We start from the raw sequence: 22,541 nt of genomic DNA, 5'->3' as shown, positions 1-22,541 counted from the left end.
GCACGGTGCGTGCGCATCGTGCCGCTGTCGCGTGCATGAATTCGCAACCGTCGGGTTTCAGAATTTTCCGCGTCACGTTGGAACCGCGCTCCTGCAGGAGCGCGGTTTTTCTTTGCGGGCGGGACCAGCGCGTTTTCGTCGTGCGTGCGCGGATCGAGAAGCCGGCGCCGAAAAAGAATCGCGCGATGGCTTCGTTGTGTACGGCGGTTCAAGACGAGTGTGATCTCCTTAATACTTGTTTCGGAGATCACGGCGCCTGATGCGCGCGCCGCATATTGAGCGGCCAATTCTGGAATCATACTGGAGGCCGTTTCATGCCCGTTGCGCAAAAAGCCGTTGTTGCCAGCACCTCGCCGCGTGAGTTCATCATCAGGCATCTTGCGCTGTCCGCGGCCGCCGCGTTGTTCGTGTTCGTGCTGAGCCTGACCTACGGCCTCGATCTCAGCCCCGGGTTTTTCTGATAGTCGCGCAAACTTGACGGCGAGCGGCCGTAGAGCTCGGCGAACGCGGCGTTGAAGCGGCGCAGGCTGCCGAAACCGGCCAGGAACGCGATGTCGGTCATGGTGTGACCGCCGACATCGAGCAGGCGTTTTGCGCGCTGGACGCGCAGCGTCCTGGCAAGCTGCTGTGGCGTTGCGCCGACGTGGCGCTCGAACAGCCGCGCCAGATGACGCGAGGAGATGCCGAGCCGCATCGCAAGCGTCACCACGGAAGCCTCGTCGAGCGCGCCCTCATTGATGAGCTTCACCGCCCGCGTGACCGTCGAGCGCGTGCCGTTCCAGGCCGGGCAGAACGGTGCGGTCTCGGGACGACAGCGCAGGCAGGGCCGGAAACCCGCGGCCTCGGCTGCGGCTGCCGTCGGATAATAGGCGACGTTGCGCGTCAGCGGCTGCTTGGCCGGGCAGACCGGGCGGCAATAGACGCCCGTGGTCTTCACCGCCGTGAAGAAGCGGCCATCATAGCGGGGATCGCGGCGCAGGCGCGCGGCGTCGCAGGTCGCAAAGCTCAGCATGGCCGAATGATAGCGCAAGCCCGTGCGGGCGGAAGGGCCGCGGGATGACCGAGTCCGATTGTGGCGAGCCGCAACGCGCATGGCGGCCTAGAAGGCGGCTCTCAATTCAATGCAGCCGGAGAGCCCGCCGTGACCTGCCCGAAAGACGTCGTCCTGAACGCCTGGAAGACCTTTTCATCGCGTGACGCCGATCGCCGCGCTGTTCACCGACGACGCGGAATGGATCGCGCCGAAGGGCAACGCCACCGCGGTCGCGCTCGATCACACGGACCACATGCATGACAAGTTGCTACGGGAATCCTCGCCTCTCGGCCGCGTGCCAGACCTGCAACCGCGTGGGTTGAGCGGATGAGCGCGCTGACATAAGGCTTGCCGATGGATCAGCGGACGAGCGGCGCTGACGCTCTCATTCAGAAGAACGATGCGGCGCCGGCGCTTCTCGGCGTCGTGTGCGGCCTGTCAGCAGCGCTGTTCTGGGCGCTCGGCTTTGCCGGTACGCGGCACGGGCTGAAGGTCGGCTTCACGCCGGTCGATCTGCTGGTGCATCGCTACGTCTGGTCGGGCATCGTGTTCCTGCCGCTGGTAGCCCGCGCCGGGATCTCCGATCTCTGCGGTATCGGCTGGGGCAGGGGCCTTGCGCTGATGGTGCTTGGCGGCCCCGTGATGTCGCTGATCTCCTACACCGGCTTCCTGTTCGTGCCGCTCGGCCACGGCAGCGTGATCCAGCCGTCCTCCGCGACGCTCGGCGGCCTGCTGCTCGCCGCCATGTTCCTCAAAGAGAAGATCTCCGCCTCGCGCCTTGCCGGTGCCATCGTCATCGTCGGCGGTCTCGGCGTGATCGGCGCCGAATCGATCGGCCATATCGGCGCCGACGGCGTGCAGGGCGATCTGATCTTCGTGCTGACCGGATTGATGTTCGCAGGCTTTGGCGCGCTGCTGCGCCACTGGCGCGTCTCCGCCGTCTCGGCGGCGCTTGTCATCAACGTGCTGTCGCTGCTCCTGCTGCCGGCCTATCTCCTGACCGGCGGGCCCGCTCGCGTCGCTGCGATCGGCGTGACGGAGAATGCGATCCAGGCGCTGGCGCAGGGCGTGCTGGCGGGGCCCGCAGCGCTCTATCTTTTCGCCGTCTCGGTCCAGCGGCTCGGCGTCGCCCGCGCGGCGGTGTTCCCGGCCTGCGTGCCGGCGCTGACGCTGCTCACCGGCTGGCTCCTGCTCGGCGAGCCGCCGACGATGTTGCAGACCGCGGGCCTCGTGACGGTGCTGTGCGGGTTTTATCTGGCGCAACGGCAGCGGTGAACGCATCTGCACAAGCCGAATGGAGCGCAAGCGAAATTCCGGGGCGGGACGTGCGGCACTATCCCTGATTGCGCGACGCTCCATCCCGGCTACGCTCCCGGGCACGCCGTAACTTGACGAGCCCGCCATGACCTTGCTGCTCAACATCGACGTCCCCGACGTCGCCGCCGCCACGAATTTCTACACCGAAGCGTTCGGGCTGACGGTCGGCCGCCGCTTCGGCGCCGACTTCGTCGAACTGCTCGGCTGGCCGGCGCCGATCTACCTGCTGACCAAGCAGGCCGGCACGTTGGGCGCCGGCAGCGACCGCCGCCGCTACGAGCGGCACTGGACGCCGCTGCATGTCGACGTCGTCGTTGACGATGTCGATGCCGCCGTCGCGCGCGCGGTGCGCGCCGGTGCCGTGCTCGAGGCGCCCGCGCGCGATGCGCCGTATGGACGGATCGCGATGCTGGCCGATCCGTTCGGGCACGGGTTTTGTTTGCTGGCGTTCAGCGCGAAGGGATATGACGCGCTGCTGGGCGCGTAGCGCTAGGCCTTCTTCACGAACTCCGACTTCAAATTCATAGCGCCGATGCCGTCGATCTTGCAGGCGATGTTGTGGCCGTCGGTGGCGTCCTGGAGGCGGATGTTGCGGACCTTGGTGCCGCCCTTGACGACGGAGGAGGAGCCCTTGACCTTGAGGTCCTTCATCACGATGACGCTGTCGCCATCGGTGAGCAGATTGCCATGGGCATCGCGCACGCCCGCCTCCTGCGGCGCATCCGCCGCAGCGCCGGCCGTAGCGCTCCATTCATGGGCGCATTCCGGGCAGACCCAGAGATCGCGGTCCTGATAGGCGTGCTCCGACTGGCAGTTCGGGCATTTCATGGCGTCGGGCATGGCAGGTCTCGTCTCGGGTGGCGTTGCGCGGCGCACCGTAGGGGCGGAACCGGAGAATGCAAGGGAAAGCTGGGGCGTGCGCGGGCAGGCGGCTGCCTGCCGGTGCGATGTCACCGAAACAGCGCGACGAAGATGACGTAGAGCCAGCCCAGGATGCCGTGGATGATCGCCCACAGGATCGAATGGTTGTTGGTGTAGGAGATCGCGATGGCGAGCGCCGAGCCGAAGCCGACGCCGTATTTCGCGCCCTCGACGCGGACGCCGTAATAGCGGTTGCCGTTCATGGATGTCTCCCGATCGTGGAATGGGCGCAAGCGTATGCGATGTCCGTCATCTTCGCGATGGGCATCGCGTCACCCATCCTGTGAGTCCATGATTCCGTCAATGCCGGCCGCTGTGACTTGAGGTGCATCAACCCCATTGCGCGAGCCGCTCACTATCCTTCTCGAGGTAGATCTGCGGAGGGCGCGATGGACGATCTGATCAGACGAAAAATCCAGACCTTGCTGGACCAGCACCGTACCATGCGGATCGCGACGCTGCGGCCGGACGGCTGGCCGCAGGTGACCACCGTCGGCTACGCGAACGAAGGCTTCACCATCTATTTCCTGTGCGGCATCGACAGCCAGAAGGCGCAAAACCTGTCGCGGGACGATCGGGTCTCGCTTGCGATCGATGACGACCCGGCGCAGGTGATGGAGGTCACCGGCGTGTCCATGGCGGCGCGGGCCCGAACCCTGACCGATCCGGCCGAAGCCGAGAAGGCGATCGGCCTGCTGATGGCACGCTATCCGGAACAGAAGGCCACCGGCCTCGCCGTGCCGAAACCGTCCGAGGTTCGCCTGATCGCGCTGACGCCGACGGTGATCTCGCTGCTCGACTATTCCAAGGGATTTGGCCACACCGACCTTGTGGCGTGCTGAGGGAGTTGTCCTGCCGGGATCCGCTCTCTTGATGCAGGTCAACCTGGTCTGCTCGCACCGACCTACGCTTCGAGTTACGCAGCAATGGCGAGGTGAAACCATGTCGCGCAGCGTTCGAATCTATATCGGCCTCGGCCTCCTGATCCTGTTGTCGTTGCTGTTTCTGTTCAGCGTCGTCCACACGGCCGCGGGGGCATCGAGGCCTTCCTCACGCACGGCAGAGGAAGGACATCGCCTGGCGCAGGCGTGGTGCCAGACGTGCCACGCCGTGGAGCCGCACATGGCCGGATTCTTCGACCTGGCTCCGAGCTTCCAGGCCATCGCCGATCGGAAAGGAACGACCGCGCTGTCGCTCAAGGTGTTCTGGCGGACCAGCCACCAGAACATGCCCAATCTGGTGATCTCGCCGGAGCAGGCCGAGGCGCTGTCGAGCTACATTCTGAGCCTGAGAGGCGATTGAGCGCGCTCCCGGCAAAAATGTTGAAAACAACCCCATGCACAGTAGAAATTGCCAGCGATTTCAATTGTTCTGAAATACCGAAGTGAATTTGACCCGTCGGGCAAGACAGGGGTATGATGGCACGGTGGGCAGGTGCGGCGGCTGAGGCTCGTAGCCCGCCGCGAGCCGCTCACGCGTCCACGAGCCCGCCACGCGAACCGCAACTAGGACAGGTTGAGCGCCGATGACATCGATCATCGCTGCGTGCCGCGCCCGAAATTGGGAAAAAATGGCAGAGCTGAGGCTGTCAACGGCAGATCGGGTTAGGAGGCCGCTTACCCACGGAATACACTGATCGCCGTTTGGGGTTCGGGGTCATGTATTGGGAGGGACTGATCATGGCAAGTGTTGAACAATTGCGCAGACGGGACGGGGTGAACCTGGTCCAACTCGAGGCGGACATTGCATCGGTCCGCGCGGGAAGCTCGATCGCTTCAATTGCTCTTCCTGATTACGTCGAGCACACCGAGGGGGTCACGCGGGTCGGCGCGCTCAGTGCAGAGGCGGTGGTTCGCGACTATGAGTCCGCTGCAAAGGAGATCGAGGCCATGGGCGCCGAGCTGATCGACGCCGCGCAAAAATGCGAGGCGCTGACAGCCCAGGTCCACGATGCCATTGCCTTCATGCGCGAAACGGCGGCGGGGTATCGTGAAGAGGGGCGGAAGATCTTCAAGCGCATCGAGGAATGCGCGCTGTTCACGGAGGACGTCCGCAGGACATGCGAAGAGGTCAAGCGTCGCATGAAGGACGTCTCGGTCGGCGAGGCCCCCGATCCGGATGAGGAGCTTGCAATGCCAGAGCGCGAGCTGACCGGGATCGCGGCCAAGGTGTCGGTGTGCGAGGTCCGGTGAGGCGGGCGTAGAGCGTCGTTCGCGGGATGGGGTGGGCGCCAGCGCTCCCCCGTCCTGCGAGCCGCCGGCTCAGCCGCCCTAACTGCTTACCAATCCGGATCGCCGTAAGGGTCGGCCATATAGGGCGGCGGCATCCAGGGGCCGCGCGGCGGCGGCCTGGGCCGCCGAGGTGCGGCCGCCTGCACGTGCGGCCGTGCAGGCGCGGCCGTATCGTTGTTCACCACGCTCCGCACGACGGGTTTCGCGGCCGCAGGCGTGGACGACGCCGTCAGTTGCGTTTGCAGCGCCTGGACCTGCGCGGCGAGGCGCGCATTGTCCGCCGCATCCTTCTGCTGCGCCGCCTTGAGCTGTTGAATGGTGTCGGCCTGCTCGCGCAGCGTCTGCTCGTTGCGGCTTTTCAGTTGCTCGAGCTTACCGTTGATGTTCGCAAGCTCGCCCGTGATGGTCTTGAGCGATTGCGCAAGATCGGACGATGACTGGTCAGGCGGTGTGGCGCCAGGACTCGGAACGCCAGGTGCTGGAGCGCCAGGCGTTGGAGCAGCGCTTTGCGTTTCCTTGCCGGGCGGCGGTGCGGGCACCGGACTGGGTTCATCCGCCGCCGCCAGGTGCAGTGCCGTCGGCTGCGCCGGAGTTTCAACCGCGGCCGTTTGCCGGGGCTGACTGGCCGGCGGAGCCCATCGCGCCATGATCGACTTGCTGATCGACCTGGCCTCATCGCGATATTGCGAAGCGAAGGCGGCACCGAGAATGCCGATCGCCAGCACGAGGCCAACCAAAGCGCGCAGCATGGTCCGATCTCCTTTCAGGCCTTGATCGCGACCGTTGCGATCCGGCGCCTTGTCCTTAGGGGGCTCGGCTGCTGTCGTACCGGCGCTGGCTTGCGAGGTCCGCAGGGCCTCGCCGCCGTGTTCCATTCCGGAAACCAGCCGGTCCAGCCGCGCAAGGTCTTCATTGGCGCTCTTGATCTGGTCGTAGGCCCGCGCCAGTCCGCCATCGGCGCGCACCTCGCCTGGCTTGTGGGCATCGGGCTTCTGGACATCAGGTTTGGGGTCGTTCGCTTCAGGCATCGATGCGCGCTCCATCCAGTCGGGCGTTCATGGGAGTGCGGCAGTCCGATCGTCGGAAGGATAGGCCTCACATTTGTCCAACACAACGCGCGTGCGAAGGAGAAATTATGGCGGGCCACGGTTGCTGAAACAGCTGTGCTCCCCTAGGCATCCCTGCGACGTGCTATGCTGTCGGGGGAGGAAGCGCCATGAGGGTCCCCACCGCGATACTCGCCCTGCTTCTTTCAAGTCCGGCCGCCGCCCAGGAGTGCCAGACATGCGCGATGGCCGACGCCTGCATGAAGGAGTACGTCAAGACGACGTCGGAGGCGCAAAGGGCGACCAAGCAGGGCATCCGGGATTGGAAGCAGAATCTGGACAAAAAGGCCTCTGCAGAACTGTCCAGCAGGGGCATACTCGCATTGCAAGACGCCATGGAGGCACAAGTTCGGACGGAGCTGGAGCGCCTGAAGGAGTGCCTGGCGAAGATCAGGTAGGGCGGGGCGCAAAGGAGGATCCGATGAAATCGCTTCTGCTGCTCACCGCGAGCGGTCCGCTGCTCATTCTCACCTCGCACCAATCCCTGAACGACCAAAAGCTCCTTGGGGTGCTCAGGCAAAAAGGTATTGGCAAGTTCGTCGCGTTCGAGGTTCCCTTGTCGCTCGCCAGGGAGCGCTACGGCGGGCACTTTCACGCGGTCGAAAGCAATCTGCACGAGACCGATGATTTGAGAGTGCTCGACTTCAACGGCCAGCGGGTCTTTCAGCTCTTTCATTTCGAAGAGCTCGGTTCACCGATGCTGATCGAATCCTCGTGATCCGGTTTTGTCTCGCGGCATGATCCGCTTCGAAAGACCCATCGTCCCGTTGCGGCGGCGAAAGCGATGGGTTGAGCAGGGCTGTTGTCACGATGAACAACCGTTCAGGGGAACGGGCGCTGGTTCATTTCGTTGCATTGTGAGGGCATGTTGAGAGGAGGACGACATGAAAGCAAAGATCATTGCGCTCTCTGCTGCCGCTCTCGTGGCGACAGCACCAGCCGTGTTTGCTCAGGGTGTGTCGAGCAAGGCGCCAGGTCAGGAGATGCAGCAAATGGGGTCCAAGACAGGCGAGCCGGGCGCTTCCAGCTACGCTCCCGGACATAAGAAGCGTCACGCGATGCGCCACGCGAAGGCCTCGAAGACCGCCAGCCCCGCCGCGACGAACGCCGCTCCAGGCCAAACGACCGGCGCGAGCACGAGGCCGACCACCGGCACGAGCACAAAGCGAGCGTACTGAAGTCCAGAGGGGACTGAAGTCCAGGCACTGACGGGACCCAACGGCACGTCGAACGTGGGACAGGTTGGGCCCCCGGCGAAACCCGTCATGCCGAATGATGGGTATCGCTCCCGCCTTCGCTCGCTGAGCTTCGGCGGGACAAGTCCGGCTTCGCTGGTCGGGCGAGCGGTGGAGTTGGTTTGGCAACCTGCCAGGCGCCGCAGGTTGCGAAACCCACCTCTTCAGGCGTCGTGAGCGGCAGCCGAAATCCGCCAGTGCCGAGAGCGTCATTCATGCAAGTCGAATTCGCTTGCCTTGCCTTGAGTCCTTTTGCACTCTCTTCGCAAGGAGGCCAACGCATGAAGAAATTGACCGTCGTGTGCGCTCTCGGAACGGCGCTGGTGCTGTGCAACCTCGGGATATCAGGCGCTGAAGCCCGGCCGCGGAAGGCGCAAGTCGTTCGTGCACCGCAAGAGAGGCTCATCGTCACGGCGCCCGTGCTGAGGCCAACGCCGTGGGATTATTATATCGTTCCACGATATCGTTATCGCCCCGAAGACGACCGGGTCGATCCATACGGCCCGCCGCTGGTATCGTCGTGGGTCCGCTATGAGGGATGGCGGTGGCCGTACTGGTGGTGAAGGCCACCGACGGGCGCGACTTTGATGGGTGTGTAGGGTGGGTTAGCGTAGCGACGGCGCGAAGCGCAGGTCGCGAAGCGTAACCCACCATTTCTGTCTCCGCGGAAATCAAAGAGGTGGGTTACGCCAGCAGCCGCGCTTCGCGCGGCCGCAGGCTAACCCACCCTACGGATCAATTACCATCTTCCGCCGCCAGCCGCAAAAACTGCCGCTTCATCGCGTTGACCCTGGCGACATAGCCCGCGACGAGGTGATCGCCGCAGCGCGCGCCGGCCACCATCTGAAACTTGCGGCGCGCAAAGGCGGTGGCGGGACCCGCGCCGCAGAGATGGATGAAGGCGGCCAGATCCTGCTTCTGCTGTGCGGTAGCCTTCACATCGCCCGCGAGGCCGAGAACCATGGCCACCTGGCGATCCAGATACACCGACGCCAGCTCGATGGCGTGGCTCGGGATCGCGCGGATGTAGAGGAAGGTAGAACCGCATCCGGTCTCCGTGACCGCATTGCCGCGGACACAGAACCGCGCCGCTTCAGCGAAGGCCGGGTCGGTCATCTGGAAGAGGCCGACGGCGCTGGAGGCGGGCCGGTAGATCGCGAGCGGATTGAAGCTCAATCGCCAGCGCCAGTAGGTGCGCGCCACCGGATTCCCCGAACTCTCGACCTGCGCCAGCGCGGCCAGCAATTCGGGCGTGATCGTCGCGGTGGAATAGGTGCGGAAGAGCGGCCCGTATTGCCACCAGGTCTCGGCCGGCTCCTTGTCGAGGGAGTTGCCGACGAAGACAAACAGCTCGGTCGGCTTGCGGATCATTTGATAGGCGATGTTCAGGAGCGCGATAGCCGCAAGCAGGATCGCCGCAATGCCCGCAATCCGAACCACCCGCGGTGCGCGCGCGAACGTCTTGCGCACCCACCGAGTGCCCCGCCGGAGGCTGCGAAGGCGGGGGAGGAGGCTCTTGCTCTTTCTTGGCATGGGTCTTGTGGGGAGCGGGTAGGACGGGGTGAGCCTTGTGTCGCGCACGTCAGGTGCATCGCCGAAATCGGTGTGGCTCCCGCTGATGCCTATGTAGGTAAGCGTGACAGCTTCACTGTCCCGTCATGAACTCGGCAGCCGGATCGCAGGGCCCGCATTGTTCTAAATCAACAAACCCGTTCATTGGCGACTTACGCTGACGAACCGTTCCAGTCCAGGAGGGAGTGTGGTCATGTCGCGCCGAACCATCGTTTCACTTACCGCATCCGCCATCATTGGCATCGCCTGCATCGTGACTATTTCGACTGACGCCTTCGCGTATCGAAGAGGCGTTGGGGTTGGTCGCGCCGGTGTCTATCACGGCGGTGTCTATCGCGGCGGCGTCTATCGTGGTGCAGCCGTGCGCCGTGGCGTTGCCGTGGGCGTCGGAGCTGCTGCGGTTGGTGCTGCTGCTTACGGGGCTTACGGAGCCTACGGAGGCTATCGCCGCTGCGGCTACGAACCCTACCCCCCTTGCTACTAGCCGGTGTTGGCGCAGCGGCCACCGAGTAACCGGCTGAGCCGGGCTTGGTGGCGGTGACAGTGCATTCAATCTAAGTTGATAGGCCGGTTCAGTGCACTGTCACCGTAGTCGCAGAAATTCTGGAGCCGACAATCAATAGCGGCCGCCGTTGCCCTTTTGCTGCGTGATCCAGTCCGACAATGTTTTCGGTGTCGATTTCGCAGTCCGGCCCAGTGATGCCTTCGGATTGCCGCGGACGGCTTTCGCCGGACTGGCGCGCGGTGCTTCCATTTCGTTGACGCTCTTCAAGGCAGCAGTCGATGTCTCTGCGGCTTCCTTCTCGAGGCGCAGCTTTTTCAATCGCGCCATCTTGATGCGCTCTGCCTCGACTTCGGGTCCTTCGGACAGCCGCGGCTTGTGTTGAGCAAGCTCGGCCGGGACCAGGACACCGATAATGGTTGTCTCACCGAGCGCCTTGCAGGCTTCGAGCCGATGCAGTCCCTCGACCAGAACGAGGCGGTCTCCGTCGAGCCGAACGGAAATGGGGGCCTGTTGTCCGATGTCCAGAATACTTTCCGCGATCTCCCCGACGATCTCGGGCTTGATAGCTTTCTTCTGCTTCGTGGGAACGAAGATCTTCTCGATCGGGAAGCTCTCCGGTTTGGGCATAACTTGACTCCGCTTCTACCGGGCCCGTCGGAACCCATGCCGGTGGTGTCTGGAGTTTAGGAGGGAAGAGCTCGACCGCAAAGGCTATTTCGGCGGTAGAGCATTGATGAGCATCGAAGCCGGAACCAATCTGCGATTACGGCGACAGTACACTTAATTGACGCCGCCCACCAAGCGCGAGCCGAAGCCGCAGATCGGCGGGACGGAGCGAGTGAATTTAGTGCACTGTCACCGTAATTTGGATCACGTAGGATGGGTAGAGCGTAGCGAAACCCATCGATTGCCGCGATCGAATGATGGGTTTCGCAAGTGCTCAACCCATCCTACGAGCTAACCGCAGCGCGCCCCAAAAAAGTCATACCGCAATTGTGAATTGCTCCACAGACGGCGGCCGTCCAGTCTGTTTATCTGCCGCCAACCGGCCCCTCGTGCGCGCGTTTGGCCTTGCGCATCTGGCGCCTTCGTTCTTCGAAATTTCTGGGTGATCGCTATGGGCGTTTTTTATCGCACGGCCATGCTTTGCAGCTGGTTCATCGAGTCCACCATGAGCGGGTGTACCGAGAGATTTCGCGTGCGCTGAACAAGGCGCACAGAGATTTTCCCGAGGCCCCGCCGGTGACGGACGGGGCTTTTTCATGTTCGCAATCTGCCCATTCCGCCCGGCGGAGCCTTCGCGAGAAGGAGGCAGGGTCATGTGGGAGTATTTTGGACCCGATTTCGCTTTCGACGTGGTGAAAGGAATGGTCGCCGGAATAGCCTCAATGGCATTTCAGGTCGTGGCACCACGAACCTTTCGTGCCGCAAAGCAGTTTCGCGCGCGCTGGGTTGCGAGGAAGGCGGCGAGGCGAGCTGCGAGACGGGCACGCTGCAATGCGGTGGCCAATGATGAGCGGTGAGGAGCGAGTGGCCCGGATGGAGGTTGTGGGGCATCCGGGCTACGCTTGCGGGAACCTCACGCAGATGGAGCCGGCAAAACGCGAGTCAGCGCAAGAGCGATCCGACGCATTAAGCGGATGAGGTTGCTGAAATGAGAAGGGCGGCCTTTCGGCCGCCCTTTGCATATGTCCGGATCTAACGATCCTCGAGACGTTCTACCCCCTCACGAACACCCCGTCGTGCTTCCGCAAGTATCGCACTTCATGCAGGTGCCATTCCGCACCAGCGTGAAGTTGCCGCACTCTGAGCACATCTCGCCTTCGTAGCCCTTGGCCTTGGCTTCCGCGCGGCGCTCGGCTTTGGAGGGCACCAGGGTCTGCGCGGTACCGGACTTGCTCCACTGGAGGGCTTCCAGCTTCTCCGTCGGAGAGAGGTCGTGGCTCACTTCCTGCTTCAGCGCGACGGCGCCTTCCAGGACATCGCCGACCCGGGCGCTCGCGCCGTGGGAGGCGAGAGCGGTGACCTTGCTGCCGCCTGATGGCGCGCTGTCGTTGCCTTGCGCGATCGCGGTGGAGCCGCCGCGCATCACGACGAGGTTGTCGGTGCGGGAGCGGGTGAGGCCGCGCGACACGAGCTTGGAGGCGTGGTGGCCCTCGTCCGGCTCCTTGCCTTCCTCGACGCCCTTGCCGAGCGCGTCGAAGTTCGACTCGGTCGGATCGACATGGGCGAGGTCGAAGCGCGACATGTAGCTCACCGCGAGCTCGCGGAAGACGTAGTCGAGGATCGAGGTCGCGTACTTGATGCTGTCGTTGCCCTGCACGGGGCCCGCCGGCTCGAAGCGGGTGAAGGTGAAGGCGTCGACATATTCGTCGAGCGGCACGCCGTACTGGAGGCCCAGCGACACGGCGATGGCGAAGTTGTTGATGAAGGAGCGGAGCGCCGCGCCTTCCTTGTGCATGTCGATGAAGATCTCGCCGAGACGGCCGTCGTCATACTCGCCGGTGCGGAGATAGACCTTGTGCCCGCCGACGACCGCCTTCTGGGTGTAGCCCTTGCGGCGATCCGGCATCTTCTCGCGCTCGCGCATCACGATGATGCGCTCGACCAGCTTCTCGACGATCTTTTCCGAGACCTGGGCGGTGCGCGCCGCCATCGGCTTGTCGTAGAGCGTCTCGACCGCATCTTCCTCGTCCTCATCGTCGGCGATGAGCTGCGAGTTGAGCGGCTGGCTGAGCTTGGAGCCGTCGCGATAGAGCGCGTTGGCCTTCAATGCGAGCTTCCACGACAGCATGTAGGCGGACTTGCAGTCCTCCACCGTGGCGTCGTTCGGCATGTTGATGGTCTTGGAGATCGCGCCCGAGATGAAGGGCTGGGCAGCTGCCATCATGCGGATGTGGCTCTCGACCGACAGATAGCGCTTGCCGATCTTGCCGCAGGGGTTGGCGCAGTCGAACACCGGATAGTGCTCGGCCTTGAGGTGCGGGGCACCTTCCACCGTCATCGCGCCGCAGATGTGGACGTTGGCCGCCTCGATCTCGCGCTTGGTGAAGCCCACGGCCTGGAGCAGGTCGAAGCCGGGGGCCGCGATCGCCTCGGCGCCGATGCCGAGCTGGTCGCGAATGAAGTCCTCGCCAAAGGTCCACTTGTTGAAGGCGAACTTGATGTCGAAGGCGGTCGGCAGGGCCTTCTCGACCTTGGCGATGGCTTCATCAGTGAAGCCCTTGGCCTTCAGCGTCGAGGCGTTGATGCCCGGCGCGTTCGATAGCGAGCCGTGGCCGACGGCGTAGGCTTCCATCTCCGCGATCTCGCTCTCGCGATAGCCGAGCGCGCGCAGCGCCGCGGGGACCGCGCGGTTGATGATCTTGAAGTAGCCGCCGCCGGCGAGCTTCTTGAACTTCACCAGCGCGAAGTCGGGCTCGATGCCGGTGGTGTCGCAATCCATGACGAGGCCGATCGTGCCGGTCGGCGCGATGACCGTGGTCTGGGCGTTGCGATAGCCGTGCTTCTCGCCGAGCTCGAGCGCCGCGTCCCAGGCCGCCTGCGCGTGGCTGACGAGGTCAGCCTGCGGGCAGGAGACGAGGTCGAGCGGCACCGGGTTGACGCTGAGCGCCTCGTAGCCGTTGGACTGGCCGTGGGCGGCGCGGCGGTGGTTGCGGATCACGCGCAGCATGTGCGCGGCGTTCTTCTTGTAGCCGGGGAAGGTGCCGAGTTCGGCGGCGATCTCCGCCGAGGTCTTGTAGGTGATGCCGGTCATCACAGCGGTCAGCGCGCCGCAGAGCGCACGGCCTTCCTTGCTGTCATAGGGCAGGCCCATGGTCATGAGCAGGCCGCCGATGTTGGCGTAGCCGAGGCCGAGCGTGCGGAACTCGTAGGAGAGCTCGGCGATCGCCTTGGACGGGAACTGCGCCATCATCACCGAGATTTCGAGCACGACGGTCCAGAGCCGGCAGAGATGCTCGTAGCCCTCGACGTCGAAATGCTTGGTGGCGACGTTGTAGAAGGTCAGCAGGTTGGCGGAGGCGAGGTTGCACGCCGTGTCGTCCAGGAACATGTATTCCGAGCACGGATTGGAGGCGCGGATGTCGCCGGACGCCTTGCAGGTGTGCCAGTCGTTCATGGTGGTGTTGAAGTGCAGGCCCGGGTCGGCCGACGCCCAGGCGGCGTAGCCGATCTTCTCCCAGAGGTCGCGCGCCTTCAGCGTCTTCGTCACCTTCTTGGAGGTGCGGGCGTTGAGATTCCAGTCGCCGTCCGTTTCCACGGCCCGCAGGAAATCGTCCTTCAGCGAGACCGAGTTGTTGGAGTTCTGGCCGGAGACGGTGAGATAGGCTTCCGAATCCCAGTCGGTGTCGTAGACGTCGAACTGGATGTCCTTGTAGCCCTGCTTGGCGAACTGGATGACGCGCTTGATGTAGTTGTCGGGCACGAGGCTGCGGCGCGCGAGCTTGATCTCGCGGCGGAGGGCAGGGTTCTTCTCGGGGTCGAAGCAGTCGTCGCCCGAACCTTCGCAGTTCACGCAGGCCTTCAGCACCGCCTTGAGGTGCTTCTGGTTGATCTTGGAGCCGGTGACGAGAGCTGCGACCTTCTGCTCCTCCTTCACCTTCCAGTCGATATAGGTCTCGATGTCGGGGTGATCGACGTCGACGACGACCATCTTGGCCGCGCGGCGCGTGGTGCCGCCCGACTTGATCGCGCCGGCGGCGCGGTCGCCGATCTTGAGGAAGCTCATCAGGCCGGACGAGCGGCCGCCGCCGGAGAGCTTCTCGCCTTCGCCGCGCAGGCGCGAGAAGTTGGAGCCGGTGCCGGAGCCGTATTTGAACAGGCGCGCTTCGCGGACCCAGAGGTCCATGATGCCGCCCTCGTTGACGAGGTCGTCACCGACGCCCTGGATGAAGCAGGCATGCGGCTGCGGATGCTCGTAGGCCGACTTGGACTTGGTCAGCTTGCCGGTGAAGGGGTCGACGTAATAATGGCCCTGGCCGGGACCGTCGATGCCATAGGCCCAGTGCAGGCCGGTGTTGAACCATTGCGGCGAGTTCGGCGCGACCATCTGCATGGCGAGCATGTAGCGGAGCTCGTCGTAGAAGGCTTGGGCGTCCTCGTCGTTGGTGAAATAGCCGCCCTTCCAGCCCCAATAGGTCCAGCAGCCGGCGAGGCGGTCGAACACCTGCTTGGCGCTGAGCTCGCTGACATAGCGCTCCTTCTCGGGCAGCTGGCTAAGAGCTTCAGTGTCGGGCACGGAGCGCCACAGGAAGGAGGGGACGGATTCCTCCTCGACCTTCTTCAGGCGCGCGGCAACGCCGGCCTTGCGGAAATACTTCTGGGCGAGGACGTCCGAGGCGACCTGCGACCACTCGGTCGGCACCTCGACATTATCCAGCTTGAACACGACCGAGCCGTCGGGATTGCGAATCTCCGACGTGGTCAGCCGGAAATCGATCCCGGCGTAAGGTGACTGTCCCGTGGTGGTGTGCCGCCGCTCAATCCGCATGGTCTTGCCCCGTCCTTATCTTTGACCGAACCGCCTCCGTTCAGGCAGCCGGGTCGACATTTCGCTTCGCGATTCCTCCCGGGCCGTCCGGCCTTAAGGCTTCGCAGTTCAGCCGGTGGATCCGGCCCAGTTTCTCCCGGCGCGGTTTCTCGATGCGTGCATCGATCACCCGCCGGCATGTCCACGCTCATCCGCCCCAACGGGATGCGCGCGACATGCGTTCAACGCCCCACAACGTCACAACTTCTATCGATGCCATCCGAGCCTGTTGCCGGCCCGTTCTGGCGCCCGAAAAGTCCGCTTACCGCGGGCAGACAAGCCCTCATCCCGCTGCCTTTGGCTGGCTTGGCGGAGTGACGATTTGCGAGACCCTTTGGGGGAGTGCCGGCGGGACGCAAACTCACTCGCGCCGAACGGACCGAAAGCTAGGACTCTCCGTTGCGCCCGTCAAGAACTAGTGCGAGTTCCTGAATCAAATACTAAATATGGTGGATTGCGGGGGATAACAGGGGGCAAGCCCGCGCCTGTTGTGGAGGCAAGTATCAGTGAGTCCTCAGGGATTCCCAACTGAAAAAATTTGTGTCCGGTGGTGATCGGAACCCTTCACCCCGCTCTTCACAGGGCAGGTATATTTTTGGCCGGCGGGGTTGCGCCAGCAGGACTCACGTAGCCTTACGGAAGGTGAGGGCAGGCATGCCCGCCGAGGTGGTGGTGGGGGGCGCGAATCCGCGCCAACCTGACCTCGATTTTGCCGGGTACCCCACATGCTTGATTCGACTCGGCCGGTGCTGCGACCGCGCATCGCCCCGGCCGGCCTGATGTTCCTTGCCATCACCTCGATCGGCTGGGGCTTCAACTGGCCGGTGACGAAATTCCTGCTCGCCGAGCTGCCGCCGCTGACCTTGCGCGGGGTGACCGGCGTGCTCGGGGCTGGTCTGCTAGCCGCCCTTGCCCTGGTCCGCGGCGACAGCCTGAAGGTGCCGCGCGAGATCTGGCCGCGGCTGCTGACCGCCGCCGTCCTCAACGTCACCGGCTGGATGGTGCTGATGGGCCTGGCGCTGCTCTGGCTGCCCGCCAGCGAGGCCGCGCTGATCGCCTACACCATGCCGGTCTGGGCCTCGATCATCGCCTGGCCGGTGCTGGGCGAGCGGCCGACCGTTCTGCGCACGCTGGGGCTGGTGATGGCCTTCGTGGGCCTCGCCTCGATCATGGGCGGCAACGGCATTGCCGCCAGCACGGCGAAGCTGCCAGGCATCATCATGGCGCTGTTCGGCGCGCTCGGCTTTGCCCTGGGCACCGTGTTCTCGAAAAAGTACCCGATCCGCCTGCCGCCGATCACGGCAGCGGCCTGGCAGATCGGGATCGGCTGCCTGCCGATCTCGATCGTCGGTCTGCTGATCGAGACCTCGCATCTGGAGCTGGTGACGCCGGTCGGCTGGTGGCTCCTGGTCTATTCGACCGTGGTGCAGTTCTGCATCGCCTATGTGAGCTGGTTCGCCGCGCTGGCCCGCCTGCCGGCCTCGGTTGCCGCGATCGGGACCATGGCCGTGCCGGTCATCGGCGTCGTGGCCTCGGCGATCGCGCTGCACGAGCCGCTCGGGCCAGGGCAGATCGCGGCGCTGGTCTTCACGCTCGCTGCCGTGGTGCTGGCGACGCGCTAGATTCTTGTTTGACGCGTTTTCTTTACGCGAACCGGTATCCACTTCGCTTGAAAACGCTTTAGACCGCCATCCCGCCGCCGCCCAGCGCCTTCCGGATCATCTCGGCGAGCTGGTTGCGGCGGTAGGGTTTGGTCAGCAGCAGCACGTCGTCGTCGAGCTTGCCGTGATGGACGATCGCGTTGTCGGTGTAGCCCGAGGTGTAGAGCACCTTCAGGCCCGGCCGCCGCTTGGCCACTTCCTCGGCGAGCTCGCGCCCGCTCATGCCGCCGGGGATGACGACGTCGGTGAAGAGGAGATCGAAGGCCTGCCCGTTCTCGATCACCTGCAGCGCCGCGCGGCTGTCGGGCGCGGCAATCGTCTGGTAGCCGAGGCTCTGCAATTGCGCGGTGACGAAGTTGCGCACCAGCGGATCGTCCTCGACGACGAAAATGATCTCGGCGCCGCCTTCGGCCTGAGGCGCGACGGTCGCGGCCACTTCCGCCATGCCTTCGCCCGGCGGCAGATAGAGCTTGATCGTGGTGCCGTGGCCTTCCTCGCTGTAGATCTTGATGTTGCCGCCGGACTGCTTGACGAAGCCGTAGACCATGGAGAGGCCGAGGCCACTTCCCTTGCCGACCTCCTTGGTGGTGAAGAACGGCTCGAACGCCTTCTCCTGGATGTCCAGCGGCATGCCGGTGCCGGTGTCGCTGACCGCGAGCATGACGTAGGGGCCGGGCACCACGTCCGCATTGGCCTGCGCATAGGCCTCGTCGAGCACGACGCGATGGGTCTCCAGCAGCAGCTTGCCGCCGTTCGGCATGGCGTCGCGGGCGTTGATCGCCATGTTGAGCACGGCGTTGGTGAGCCGGGATGGATCGATGTGCGCGGTCATCGGCCCCTGTTCCAGCACGGTCTCGATCTGGATCTGCTCGCCGAGAGTGGGGCGCAGGAGTTTTGCGATGTCCGTGATCGCGGCGTTGATCTCGACGTTGCGCGGCTGGAGCGGCTGCCGGCGTGCGAAGGCGAGCAGGTGCTGGATCAGCTCGGCGCAGCGCTCGGCGGCATCGTCGATCAGGCGCGCCACGCGCTGGAGCTCGGGCTGCTGCTTCAGGCTCGCCACCAGCGTCTCGGTATTGCCCGAGATCACCGTCAGCATGTTGTTGAAGTCGTGCGCGACGCCGCCGGTCAGCTTGCCGATCGCATCCAGCTTCTGCGACTGCTGCAATTGCCGCTCGGTCTCGCGGGAGGTGGTCGCATCGTGATAGACCAGCACGGCGCCCGAGATTTCGCCTTGTCCGTCCCGCATCGGACGGCCGCTGATCATGAGGTGGCGCACCTGATTGCCGCTGTGCGGGCGGACGATCATCTCCAGGTCTTCGAACTCCTCGCCGTGCAGCACACGCACGGAAGGCAGCTCCTCGGCCTTCATCGGCGTGACGCCGTCGCCATGAAAGACGTCCGACAGCACCCGCAGACTGCTCAGGTTCATGCCGGTGCGGTGCAGCAGCATGCGCTCCGCGGCCGGATTGGACAGAAGAACGTTGCTGTCGACGTCGATGACCAGCACCGCCTCCGCCATGCTGCGAAAAGTGCTCTGGAGCACGTTGACGGACAGGCGGAGCTCGTCATGCGCGGTGACCAGATGTTCGGTGCGTTCGGCCACCGCCGCCTCGAGTTGCTCCTTGGCGGCGGTGGTCTCCAGCAGCGTGCTCTTGAGCGCGCCCTCGGTGCGCCGGCTCTCGCGCATCACCATCACCACCAGCAGCAGGATCACGAGCGCGCCGGCGACATCGATGCCGAGCAGCACGATGCCGGTGCGACGCGAATCCTGGGAGCGCGCGGCGAGCAATCGTTCTTGCTCTGCGCTCAGACGGTCGAGATTGCCCATCACCGTGTCCATCAGGCCGCGGCCCTCGGCCTTGCCGTTGAGCGCGGCAATGCCGGCCTGGTCATTCATGGCGCGCAGGCGCATCGCCTCGGCAGCGATCTCGACCCGGCGCAGCGCCAGCGGCTCGGTGCCCTCCAGCAGCGTGACCTGATCGGGGTTGTCGCCCACGCCGCGCTTGAGGTCGGCGAGTGCCGGCGCGATCTGGGCATGCACCGCCTGGAATTCGTCGCTGAAGGCCGGGCTGCGATAGATCTCGTAGCCGCGCGCGGCGCTCTCGGCGCGGCGCATCAGGACGCGCAGATCGGAGATCTTCTTCTGGACCTGGACGGTACGGCTGACCCACGCCGAGTCGGACCGCGACTTGACGTCGAGGCCGATCGAGGCGGCGGTGATGATCAGGAGGATTGCAAGTCCAGCACCGAGAATGACGCGCTGCGTTGGAATCAAGGGGCTTCTTTCTTGTCCTTCGGCTGTGCGCTCTCGCCCGCGAGACATTCCCGGATTGTCGTCAGCAGCGCTTCCGGCGTGAACGGCTTGCGCAGGCAACGCGTTGCGCCGAGCTCCAGCGCCATGCGGAGGAAATCGGGAGAGGGCGAGGCCGACGATGCAAAGGCGTAACCGGACATCGCGATCAGCGGGATCGCCGGCGCGCGCTCGTGAAAGATGCGGATGGATTCGAAGCCGCGCATATGCGGCATGAAGATGTCGACCAGCATCACGTGATACGTCTGCGCTTCCAGCGCAGCCAGTCCCGCTTCACCGCCGTCGGCCAGCGTAACGTCGAAGCCCTGACGTTGGAGAAGGACCTCGATGGTCGCGCCGACCATCGGATCGTCATCTACCACGAGAATACGCGGCATGACCTTTCCCAGTAGATCGAAGTCCCCGCATTGGTGATATCCGCGAATCGTGGGTCGGGTCAATTTTGGATTGGATCAGGGTAGATATGCACGGTGCGGTGAATAAAGGTCCGTTTGCGTCGACTTGTACATATCGTCGCGGGAACAGGTGCACGCGAAACTGGTGAAAGCGGAGCACACGCGAAAACGGCGCCGCATCGCTGCGACGCCGTTTCTGTCAAGCATTGTAGTTGCGGTTACGGGCAGGGATGACGCAGGCCGTCATAACCGAGATAGGTGCCCGACGCCGGGTCGTAGGAGCGGTAGCGCTGCGCGCAGTAGCCTGCGGAATCGCCGCCGCTGTCGGGAACAACCGCCACCGACGGCTCGTCGTAGTAGCTGTCGTCGCCGTAGTAGTAGGGATCGTTGTAATACCCGCCGCCATAATAGGCGTATGAGCCGAGGCCGCCGATAGCAGCCCCTGCCGCGAAACCGGGCCAGAACCCGCCGCGATGATGATGACGCCAGCCGCCGTTCCAATTGCCGCCACCGCCCTGCCAGTTGCTGCCGGCGGCTGCGAAGTTGCGGCCACCGCCACCGCTGAACGACGGAGCAGTGCCGAGGCCGGGACGCGCCATTGCACCAGCCGCAAAATTGCCGCCGCCACCGCCGATCCGTGGACCGGCGCTGAAGCCGCCCCCGCCCATTCGGGCGCCGCCGCCACCGCCGCCGAAGTGAGCGCCGCCGCCACCGCCGAAGTGAGCACCGCCCCCGCCGCCGAAATGGCCACCGCCACGGCCCTGCGCGAAGCTCGGTGTCGCCATCGGAAGGACCAGCGCCAAGGCTGCCGCCGCGCCTAGAACTCTCAGACTGTTCATGTTCAAACTCCTTTTCCAGGGAGCAAACCCCTTGAAAGGGCGGAGGTTCCTGGATTCACGCGGGTGTGCGCGTGTGAAGGGGAGATTTTCACGCGGTCGCTGTACTCGGCATGAACGGATCGCGTCAGCTTTGCGGCGGCGCTGCCGCGCTCCGACGTTCGCGTGGGGCACGGCCGCAGCCGCCGAACTGGACATTTCCGTGACCGGATGGCATCAGGACCCGACGAAGCAGGGCCCTTGCCGCATGAAACAGTTCTTCCTCAAGTTTTTCACCTGGTGGAGTGGCCAGACGTTTGGCACCCAGCTCTGGACCAAGCGATACGGCGAGCTGGTCGGTCAGGACGAGCAGGGCAATCTCTATTATCGCACCCGCGGCGGGGCGATCGACCCGACGCTCGGCTTCGAGCGGCGCTGGGTGATCTATAACGGCTATGCGGAAGCGAGCCGGATCCCGCCGTCCTGGCACGGCTGGATCCATCACGTCGTCGACGTGCCGCCGACGCAGGACAACTACCAGCCGCGCGAGTGGGAAAAGCCGCACCAGCCGAATCTCACGGGCACGGCCAACGCCTACCGCCCCTCGGGCTCGACGCTCGCCGGCGGCAAGCGGCCGAAGGCGACCGGCGACTATCAGCCCTGGACCCCCGGCTAGGCTTCCAGCCTTCGTCGAATCGTCATCTTCGGACTGGATGCAGGCGCATCCGGCTGATCCCGCTGTGGACAACGGGAACAGCGGGGATGCCGGCTGCGCGGCCGTTGTGTTCGCGCCGGCGATGCGGCTCAATGGTCCCATCTTACGGAGATGGGAGACCATCGCGTTCGGTTCGGGCAACAGCTCGCGACTGTCCCGAAATGCAGCGGCCGCCGACCAGGACTCGATCGGGAGATAGGCCCCCGGTCTGGAAGTTCCGAAATCGCCCGATGAAATGTGCAGCCGCCGTAAGACAGGAAAGGCCGCTTGGGAAACCGAGCGGCCTTTTTCTGTTGGGATGAGTTGCGTGTCCCGGACGCGGTGCAGCGTGTAACGCTGCGGCGCTGAGCCGGGACCCAGGGGCCGCAATCTGGGTCCCGGCTCAGCGCCGCAGCGCAAAGAGGCGCTGCAGCGCGTCCGGGACACGAGACTGATTGCGTGGAATCAGATGACCCGTTCAGCCGCGCGTTTGACCGCCTCGAGGCGGCGGGCCTGATTTGCGGCGCCGCGCTCTCTCAGCAAGGCCAGCACCTCGGCGGGCGCGGTGTCGGGCGAGCCGGACGTGAACGGCGGGGCGGGGTTGTATTCGATCTGGAGCTGGATCGCTTCCGCCGTGGTGCGGTTGACCAGGATCGACACCAGCGTCAGCGCGAAATCGATCCCGGCGGTGACGCCGCCGCCGGTGACGCGGTTGCGGTCGATGCAGACGCGCGTCTTGGTCGGCGTTGCGCCGAACTGGCCGAGCATCTCCATCGCGCTCCAATGGGTGGCGGCGCGGTAGCCCTTGAGCAGGCCGGCGGCGCCGAGCACCAGCGCCCCCGTGCAGACCGAGGTGACGTACCTGGCGCCTTCGGCCTGCCTGCGCAGGAAATCCAGCACCTCTTCGTCATTGAGCAGATCGTTGGTGCCGCCGCCGCCGGGCACGCAGATCACGTCGAGCTGCGGGCAGTCGGCGAATGTCGTGGTGGGCGTCAATGTCAGCACGGAATCGCTCGGCACCGGCTCGATCCGCTTCCAGATCAGATGCAGCTTGGCGCCGGGAACGGCGGAGAACACCTGCAAGGGGCCGGTGAAGTCGAGCTGGGTGACGCGCGGAAACACCAGAAGTCCGATCTGGAGCGGGGACGACATCGGGAGATCCTCCAATCATGGGCTTGACGCGGGCACACTGGCATGATGCCCTTCTGTCCAAAA

Annotated in this window: 25 protein-coding genes; 14 read left to right on the top strand and 11 right to left on the bottom strand. The window is 64.6% G+C overall.

Annotated features, from left to right (window positions below):
* The first annotated feature begins 314 nt into the window (after positions 1-314).
* Positions 315-461 (top strand): hypothetical protein, encoded by a 147-nt coding sequence (locus EI171_RS44945; protein WP_202633018.1) that lies wholly within the window; start codon positions 315-317, stop codon positions 459-461.
* On the opposite strand, the gene EI171_RS26475 is transcribed toward EI171_RS44945, so the two are convergent.
* Positions 428-1,012 (bottom strand): bifunctional transcriptional activator/DNA repair enzyme AdaA, encoded by a 585-nt coding sequence (locus tag EI171_RS26475; protein WP_161535092.1) that lies wholly within the window; start codon positions 1,010-1,012, stop codon positions 428-430. The genes EI171_RS44945 and EI171_RS26475 overlap by 34 nt on opposite strands.
* A gap of 181 nt (positions 1,013-1,193) precedes the next feature.
* On the opposite strand from EI171_RS26475, the gene EI171_RS45835 reads away from it, so the two are divergent.
* The 3 genes from EI171_RS45835 (at position 1,194) to EI171_RS26460 (ending at position 2,837) form a co-directional block, all read left to right on the top strand.
* On the top strand, positions 1,194-1,364 hold the full coding sequence (locus EI171_RS45835; RefSeq protein WP_246740264.1) for a hypothetical protein: 171 nt from the start codon (positions 1,194-1,196) through the stop codon (positions 1,362-1,364).
* Positions 1,365-1,387: 23 nt separating this feature from the next.
* Positions 1,388-2,308, top strand: a complete 921-nt coding sequence (locus EI171_RS26465; RefSeq protein ID WP_028171205.1) for a DMT family transporter — start codon at positions 1,388-1,390, stop codon at positions 2,306-2,308.
* Between the two features lie 127 nt (positions 2,309-2,435).
* Positions 2,436-2,837: a VOC family protein gene (locus tag EI171_RS26460; RefSeq protein WP_028171206.1), complete on the top strand. Its 402-nt coding sequence runs from the start codon at positions 2,436-2,438 to the stop codon at positions 2,835-2,837.
* 2 nt (positions 2,838-2,839) lie between these two features.
* On the opposite strand, the gene EI171_RS26455 is transcribed toward EI171_RS26460, so the two are convergent.
* Positions 2,840-3,190, bottom strand: a complete 351-nt coding sequence (locus EI171_RS26455) for a zinc ribbon domain-containing protein YjdM (protein WP_038966826.1) — start codon at positions 3,188-3,190, stop codon at positions 2,840-2,842.
* Positions 3,191-3,300: 110 nt separating this feature from the next.
* The gene (locus tag EI171_RS44940) at positions 3,301-3,474 is read right to left on the bottom strand and encodes a hypothetical protein (RefSeq protein WP_018644642.1); all 174 of its coding nucleotides are present in this window, start codon (positions 3,472-3,474) and stop codon (positions 3,301-3,303) included.
* A 186-nt stretch (positions 3,475-3,660) separates the two neighbouring features.
* Between EI171_RS44940 and EI171_RS26450 the strand changes: the two genes are divergently transcribed.
* The 3 genes from EI171_RS26450 (at position 3,661) to EI171_RS26440 (ending at position 5,463) form a co-directional block, all read left to right on the top strand.
* Positions 3,661-4,113: a pyridoxamine 5'-phosphate oxidase family protein gene (locus EI171_RS26450; protein ID WP_161535091.1), complete on the top strand. Its 453-nt coding sequence runs from the start codon at positions 3,661-3,663 to the stop codon at positions 4,111-4,113.
* 100 nt (positions 4,114-4,213) lie between these two features.
* The gene (locus tag EI171_RS26445; protein ID WP_246740263.1) at positions 4,214-4,573 is read left to right on the top strand and encodes a cytochrome c; all 360 of its coding nucleotides are present in this window, start codon (positions 4,214-4,216) and stop codon (positions 4,571-4,573) included.
* Between the two features lie 377 nt (positions 4,574-4,950).
* Entirely contained in the window at positions 4,951-5,463 is a 513-nt protein-coding gene (locus tag EI171_RS26440) for a hypothetical protein (protein WP_028171210.1), read from the top strand.
* 86 nt (positions 5,464-5,549) lie between these two features.
* On the opposite strand, the gene EI171_RS26435 is transcribed toward EI171_RS26440, so the two are convergent.
* Positions 5,550-6,530 carry a hypothetical protein gene (locus EI171_RS26435; RefSeq protein ID WP_246740262.1) on the bottom strand — a complete coding sequence of 327 codons (981 nt, stop codon included), beginning with the start codon at positions 6,528-6,530 and terminating at the stop codon, positions 5,550-5,552.
* 188 nt (positions 6,531-6,718) lie between these two features.
* Here EI171_RS26435 and EI171_RS26430 point away from each other — a divergent pair, with 188 nt between their 5' ends.
* The 4 genes from EI171_RS26430 to EI171_RS26415 all read left to right on the top strand — a co-directional run bounded on the left by EI171_RS26430 (position 6,719) and on the right by EI171_RS26415 (position 8,406).
* A complete protein-coding gene (locus EI171_RS26430) occupies positions 6,719-7,006 on the top strand; it encodes a hypothetical protein (RefSeq protein ID WP_161535088.1) in 288 nt (95 codons plus the stop codon).
* Positions 6,985-7,326, top strand: a complete 342-nt coding sequence (locus tag EI171_RS26425) for a cytosolic protein (protein WP_246740261.1) — start codon at positions 6,985-6,987, stop codon at positions 7,324-7,326. Before EI171_RS26430 ends, EI171_RS26425 begins: the two co-directional genes overlap by 22 nt.
* A gap of 166 nt (positions 7,327-7,492) precedes the next feature.
* Positions 7,493-7,786: a hypothetical protein gene (locus EI171_RS26420; protein WP_161535087.1), complete on the top strand. Its 294-nt coding sequence runs from the start codon at positions 7,493-7,495 to the stop codon at positions 7,784-7,786.
* 338 nt (positions 7,787-8,124) lie between these two features.
* Positions 8,125-8,406 carry a hypothetical protein gene (locus EI171_RS26415; protein WP_161535086.1) on the top strand — a complete coding sequence of 94 codons (282 nt, stop codon included), beginning with the start codon at positions 8,125-8,127 and terminating at the stop codon, positions 8,404-8,406.
* A gap of 172 nt (positions 8,407-8,578) precedes the next feature.
* Here EI171_RS26415 and EI171_RS26410 read toward each other — a convergent pair whose 3' ends face one another.
* Positions 8,579-9,376, bottom strand: coding sequence for a transglycosylase SLT domain-containing protein (locus tag EI171_RS26410; RefSeq protein ID WP_161535085.1), 798 nt, complete (start codon positions 9,374-9,376; stop codon positions 8,579-8,581).
* A gap of 232 nt (positions 9,377-9,608) precedes the next feature.
* Between EI171_RS26410 and EI171_RS26405 the strand changes: the two genes are divergently transcribed.
* Positions 9,609-9,899 (top strand): hypothetical protein, encoded by a 291-nt coding sequence (locus EI171_RS26405; RefSeq protein WP_161535084.1) that lies wholly within the window; start codon positions 9,609-9,611, stop codon positions 9,897-9,899.
* Positions 9,900-10,031: 132 nt separating this feature from the next.
* Here EI171_RS26405 and EI171_RS26400 read toward each other — a convergent pair whose 3' ends face one another.
* Complete coding sequence (locus tag EI171_RS26400; RefSeq protein ID WP_161535083.1) at positions 10,032-10,547, bottom strand: ParB N-terminal domain-containing protein; 516 nt, start codon at positions 10,545-10,547, stop codon at positions 10,032-10,034.
* 1,099 nt (positions 10,548-11,646) lie between these two features.
* Complete coding sequence (locus EI171_RS26395) at positions 11,647-15,411, bottom strand: vitamin B12-dependent ribonucleotide reductase (protein WP_161535082.1); 3,765 nt, start codon at positions 15,409-15,411, stop codon at positions 11,647-11,649.
* Between the two features lie 764 nt (positions 15,412-16,175).
* Between EI171_RS26395 and EI171_RS26390 the strand changes: the two genes are divergently transcribed.
* The gene (locus tag EI171_RS26390) at positions 16,176-17,072 is read left to right on the top strand and encodes a DMT family transporter (RefSeq protein ID WP_161535081.1); all 897 of its coding nucleotides are present in this window, start codon (positions 16,176-16,178) and stop codon (positions 17,070-17,072) included.
* Between the two features lie 58 nt (positions 17,073-17,130).
* Here the strand turns inward: EI171_RS26390 and EI171_RS26385 are convergent, their stop codons facing one another.
* The 3 genes from EI171_RS26385 to EI171_RS26375 form a co-directional block, all read right to left on the bottom strand.
* Positions 17,131-19,386: a CHASE3 domain-containing protein gene (locus EI171_RS26385; protein ID WP_161535080.1), complete on the bottom strand. Its 2,256-nt coding sequence runs from the start codon at positions 19,384-19,386 to the stop codon at positions 17,131-17,133.
* Entirely contained in the window at positions 19,383-19,799 is a 417-nt protein-coding gene (locus tag EI171_RS26380) for a response regulator (protein WP_011087050.1), read from the bottom strand. The genes EI171_RS26385 and EI171_RS26380 overlap by 4 nt, the downstream gene beginning before the upstream one ends.
* A 236-nt stretch (positions 19,800-20,035) precedes the next feature.
* Positions 20,036-20,656 carry a BA14K family protein gene (locus tag EI171_RS26375; RefSeq protein WP_161535079.1) on the bottom strand — a complete coding sequence of 207 codons (621 nt, stop codon included), beginning with the start codon at positions 20,654-20,656 and terminating at the stop codon, positions 20,036-20,038.
* A 244-nt stretch (positions 20,657-20,900) separates the two neighbouring features.
* Between EI171_RS26375 and EI171_RS26370 the strand changes: the two genes are divergently transcribed.
* Entirely contained in the window at positions 20,901-21,308 is a 408-nt protein-coding gene (locus tag EI171_RS26370; RefSeq protein ID WP_011087052.1) for an NADH:ubiquinone oxidoreductase subunit NDUFA12, read from the top strand.
* Between the two features lie 483 nt (positions 21,309-21,791).
* Here EI171_RS26370 and EI171_RS26365 read toward each other — a convergent pair whose 3' ends face one another.
* The gene (locus EI171_RS26365) at positions 21,792-22,478 is read right to left on the bottom strand and encodes a DJ-1/PfpI family protein (RefSeq protein ID WP_161535078.1); all 687 of its coding nucleotides are present in this window, start codon (positions 22,476-22,478) and stop codon (positions 21,792-21,794) included.
* Between the last annotated feature and the right edge of the window lie 63 nt (positions 22,479-22,541).

Origin of the sequence: Bradyrhizobium sp. LCT2 (assembly GCF_009931255.1) — a bacterium.
GTDB lineage: Bacteria > Pseudomonadota > Alphaproteobacteria > Rhizobiales > Xanthobacteraceae > Bradyrhizobium > Bradyrhizobium diazoefficiens.
Note: the sequence above shows the minus strand (reverse complement) of the source record. Positions and strands in the feature narration are given on the sequence as shown.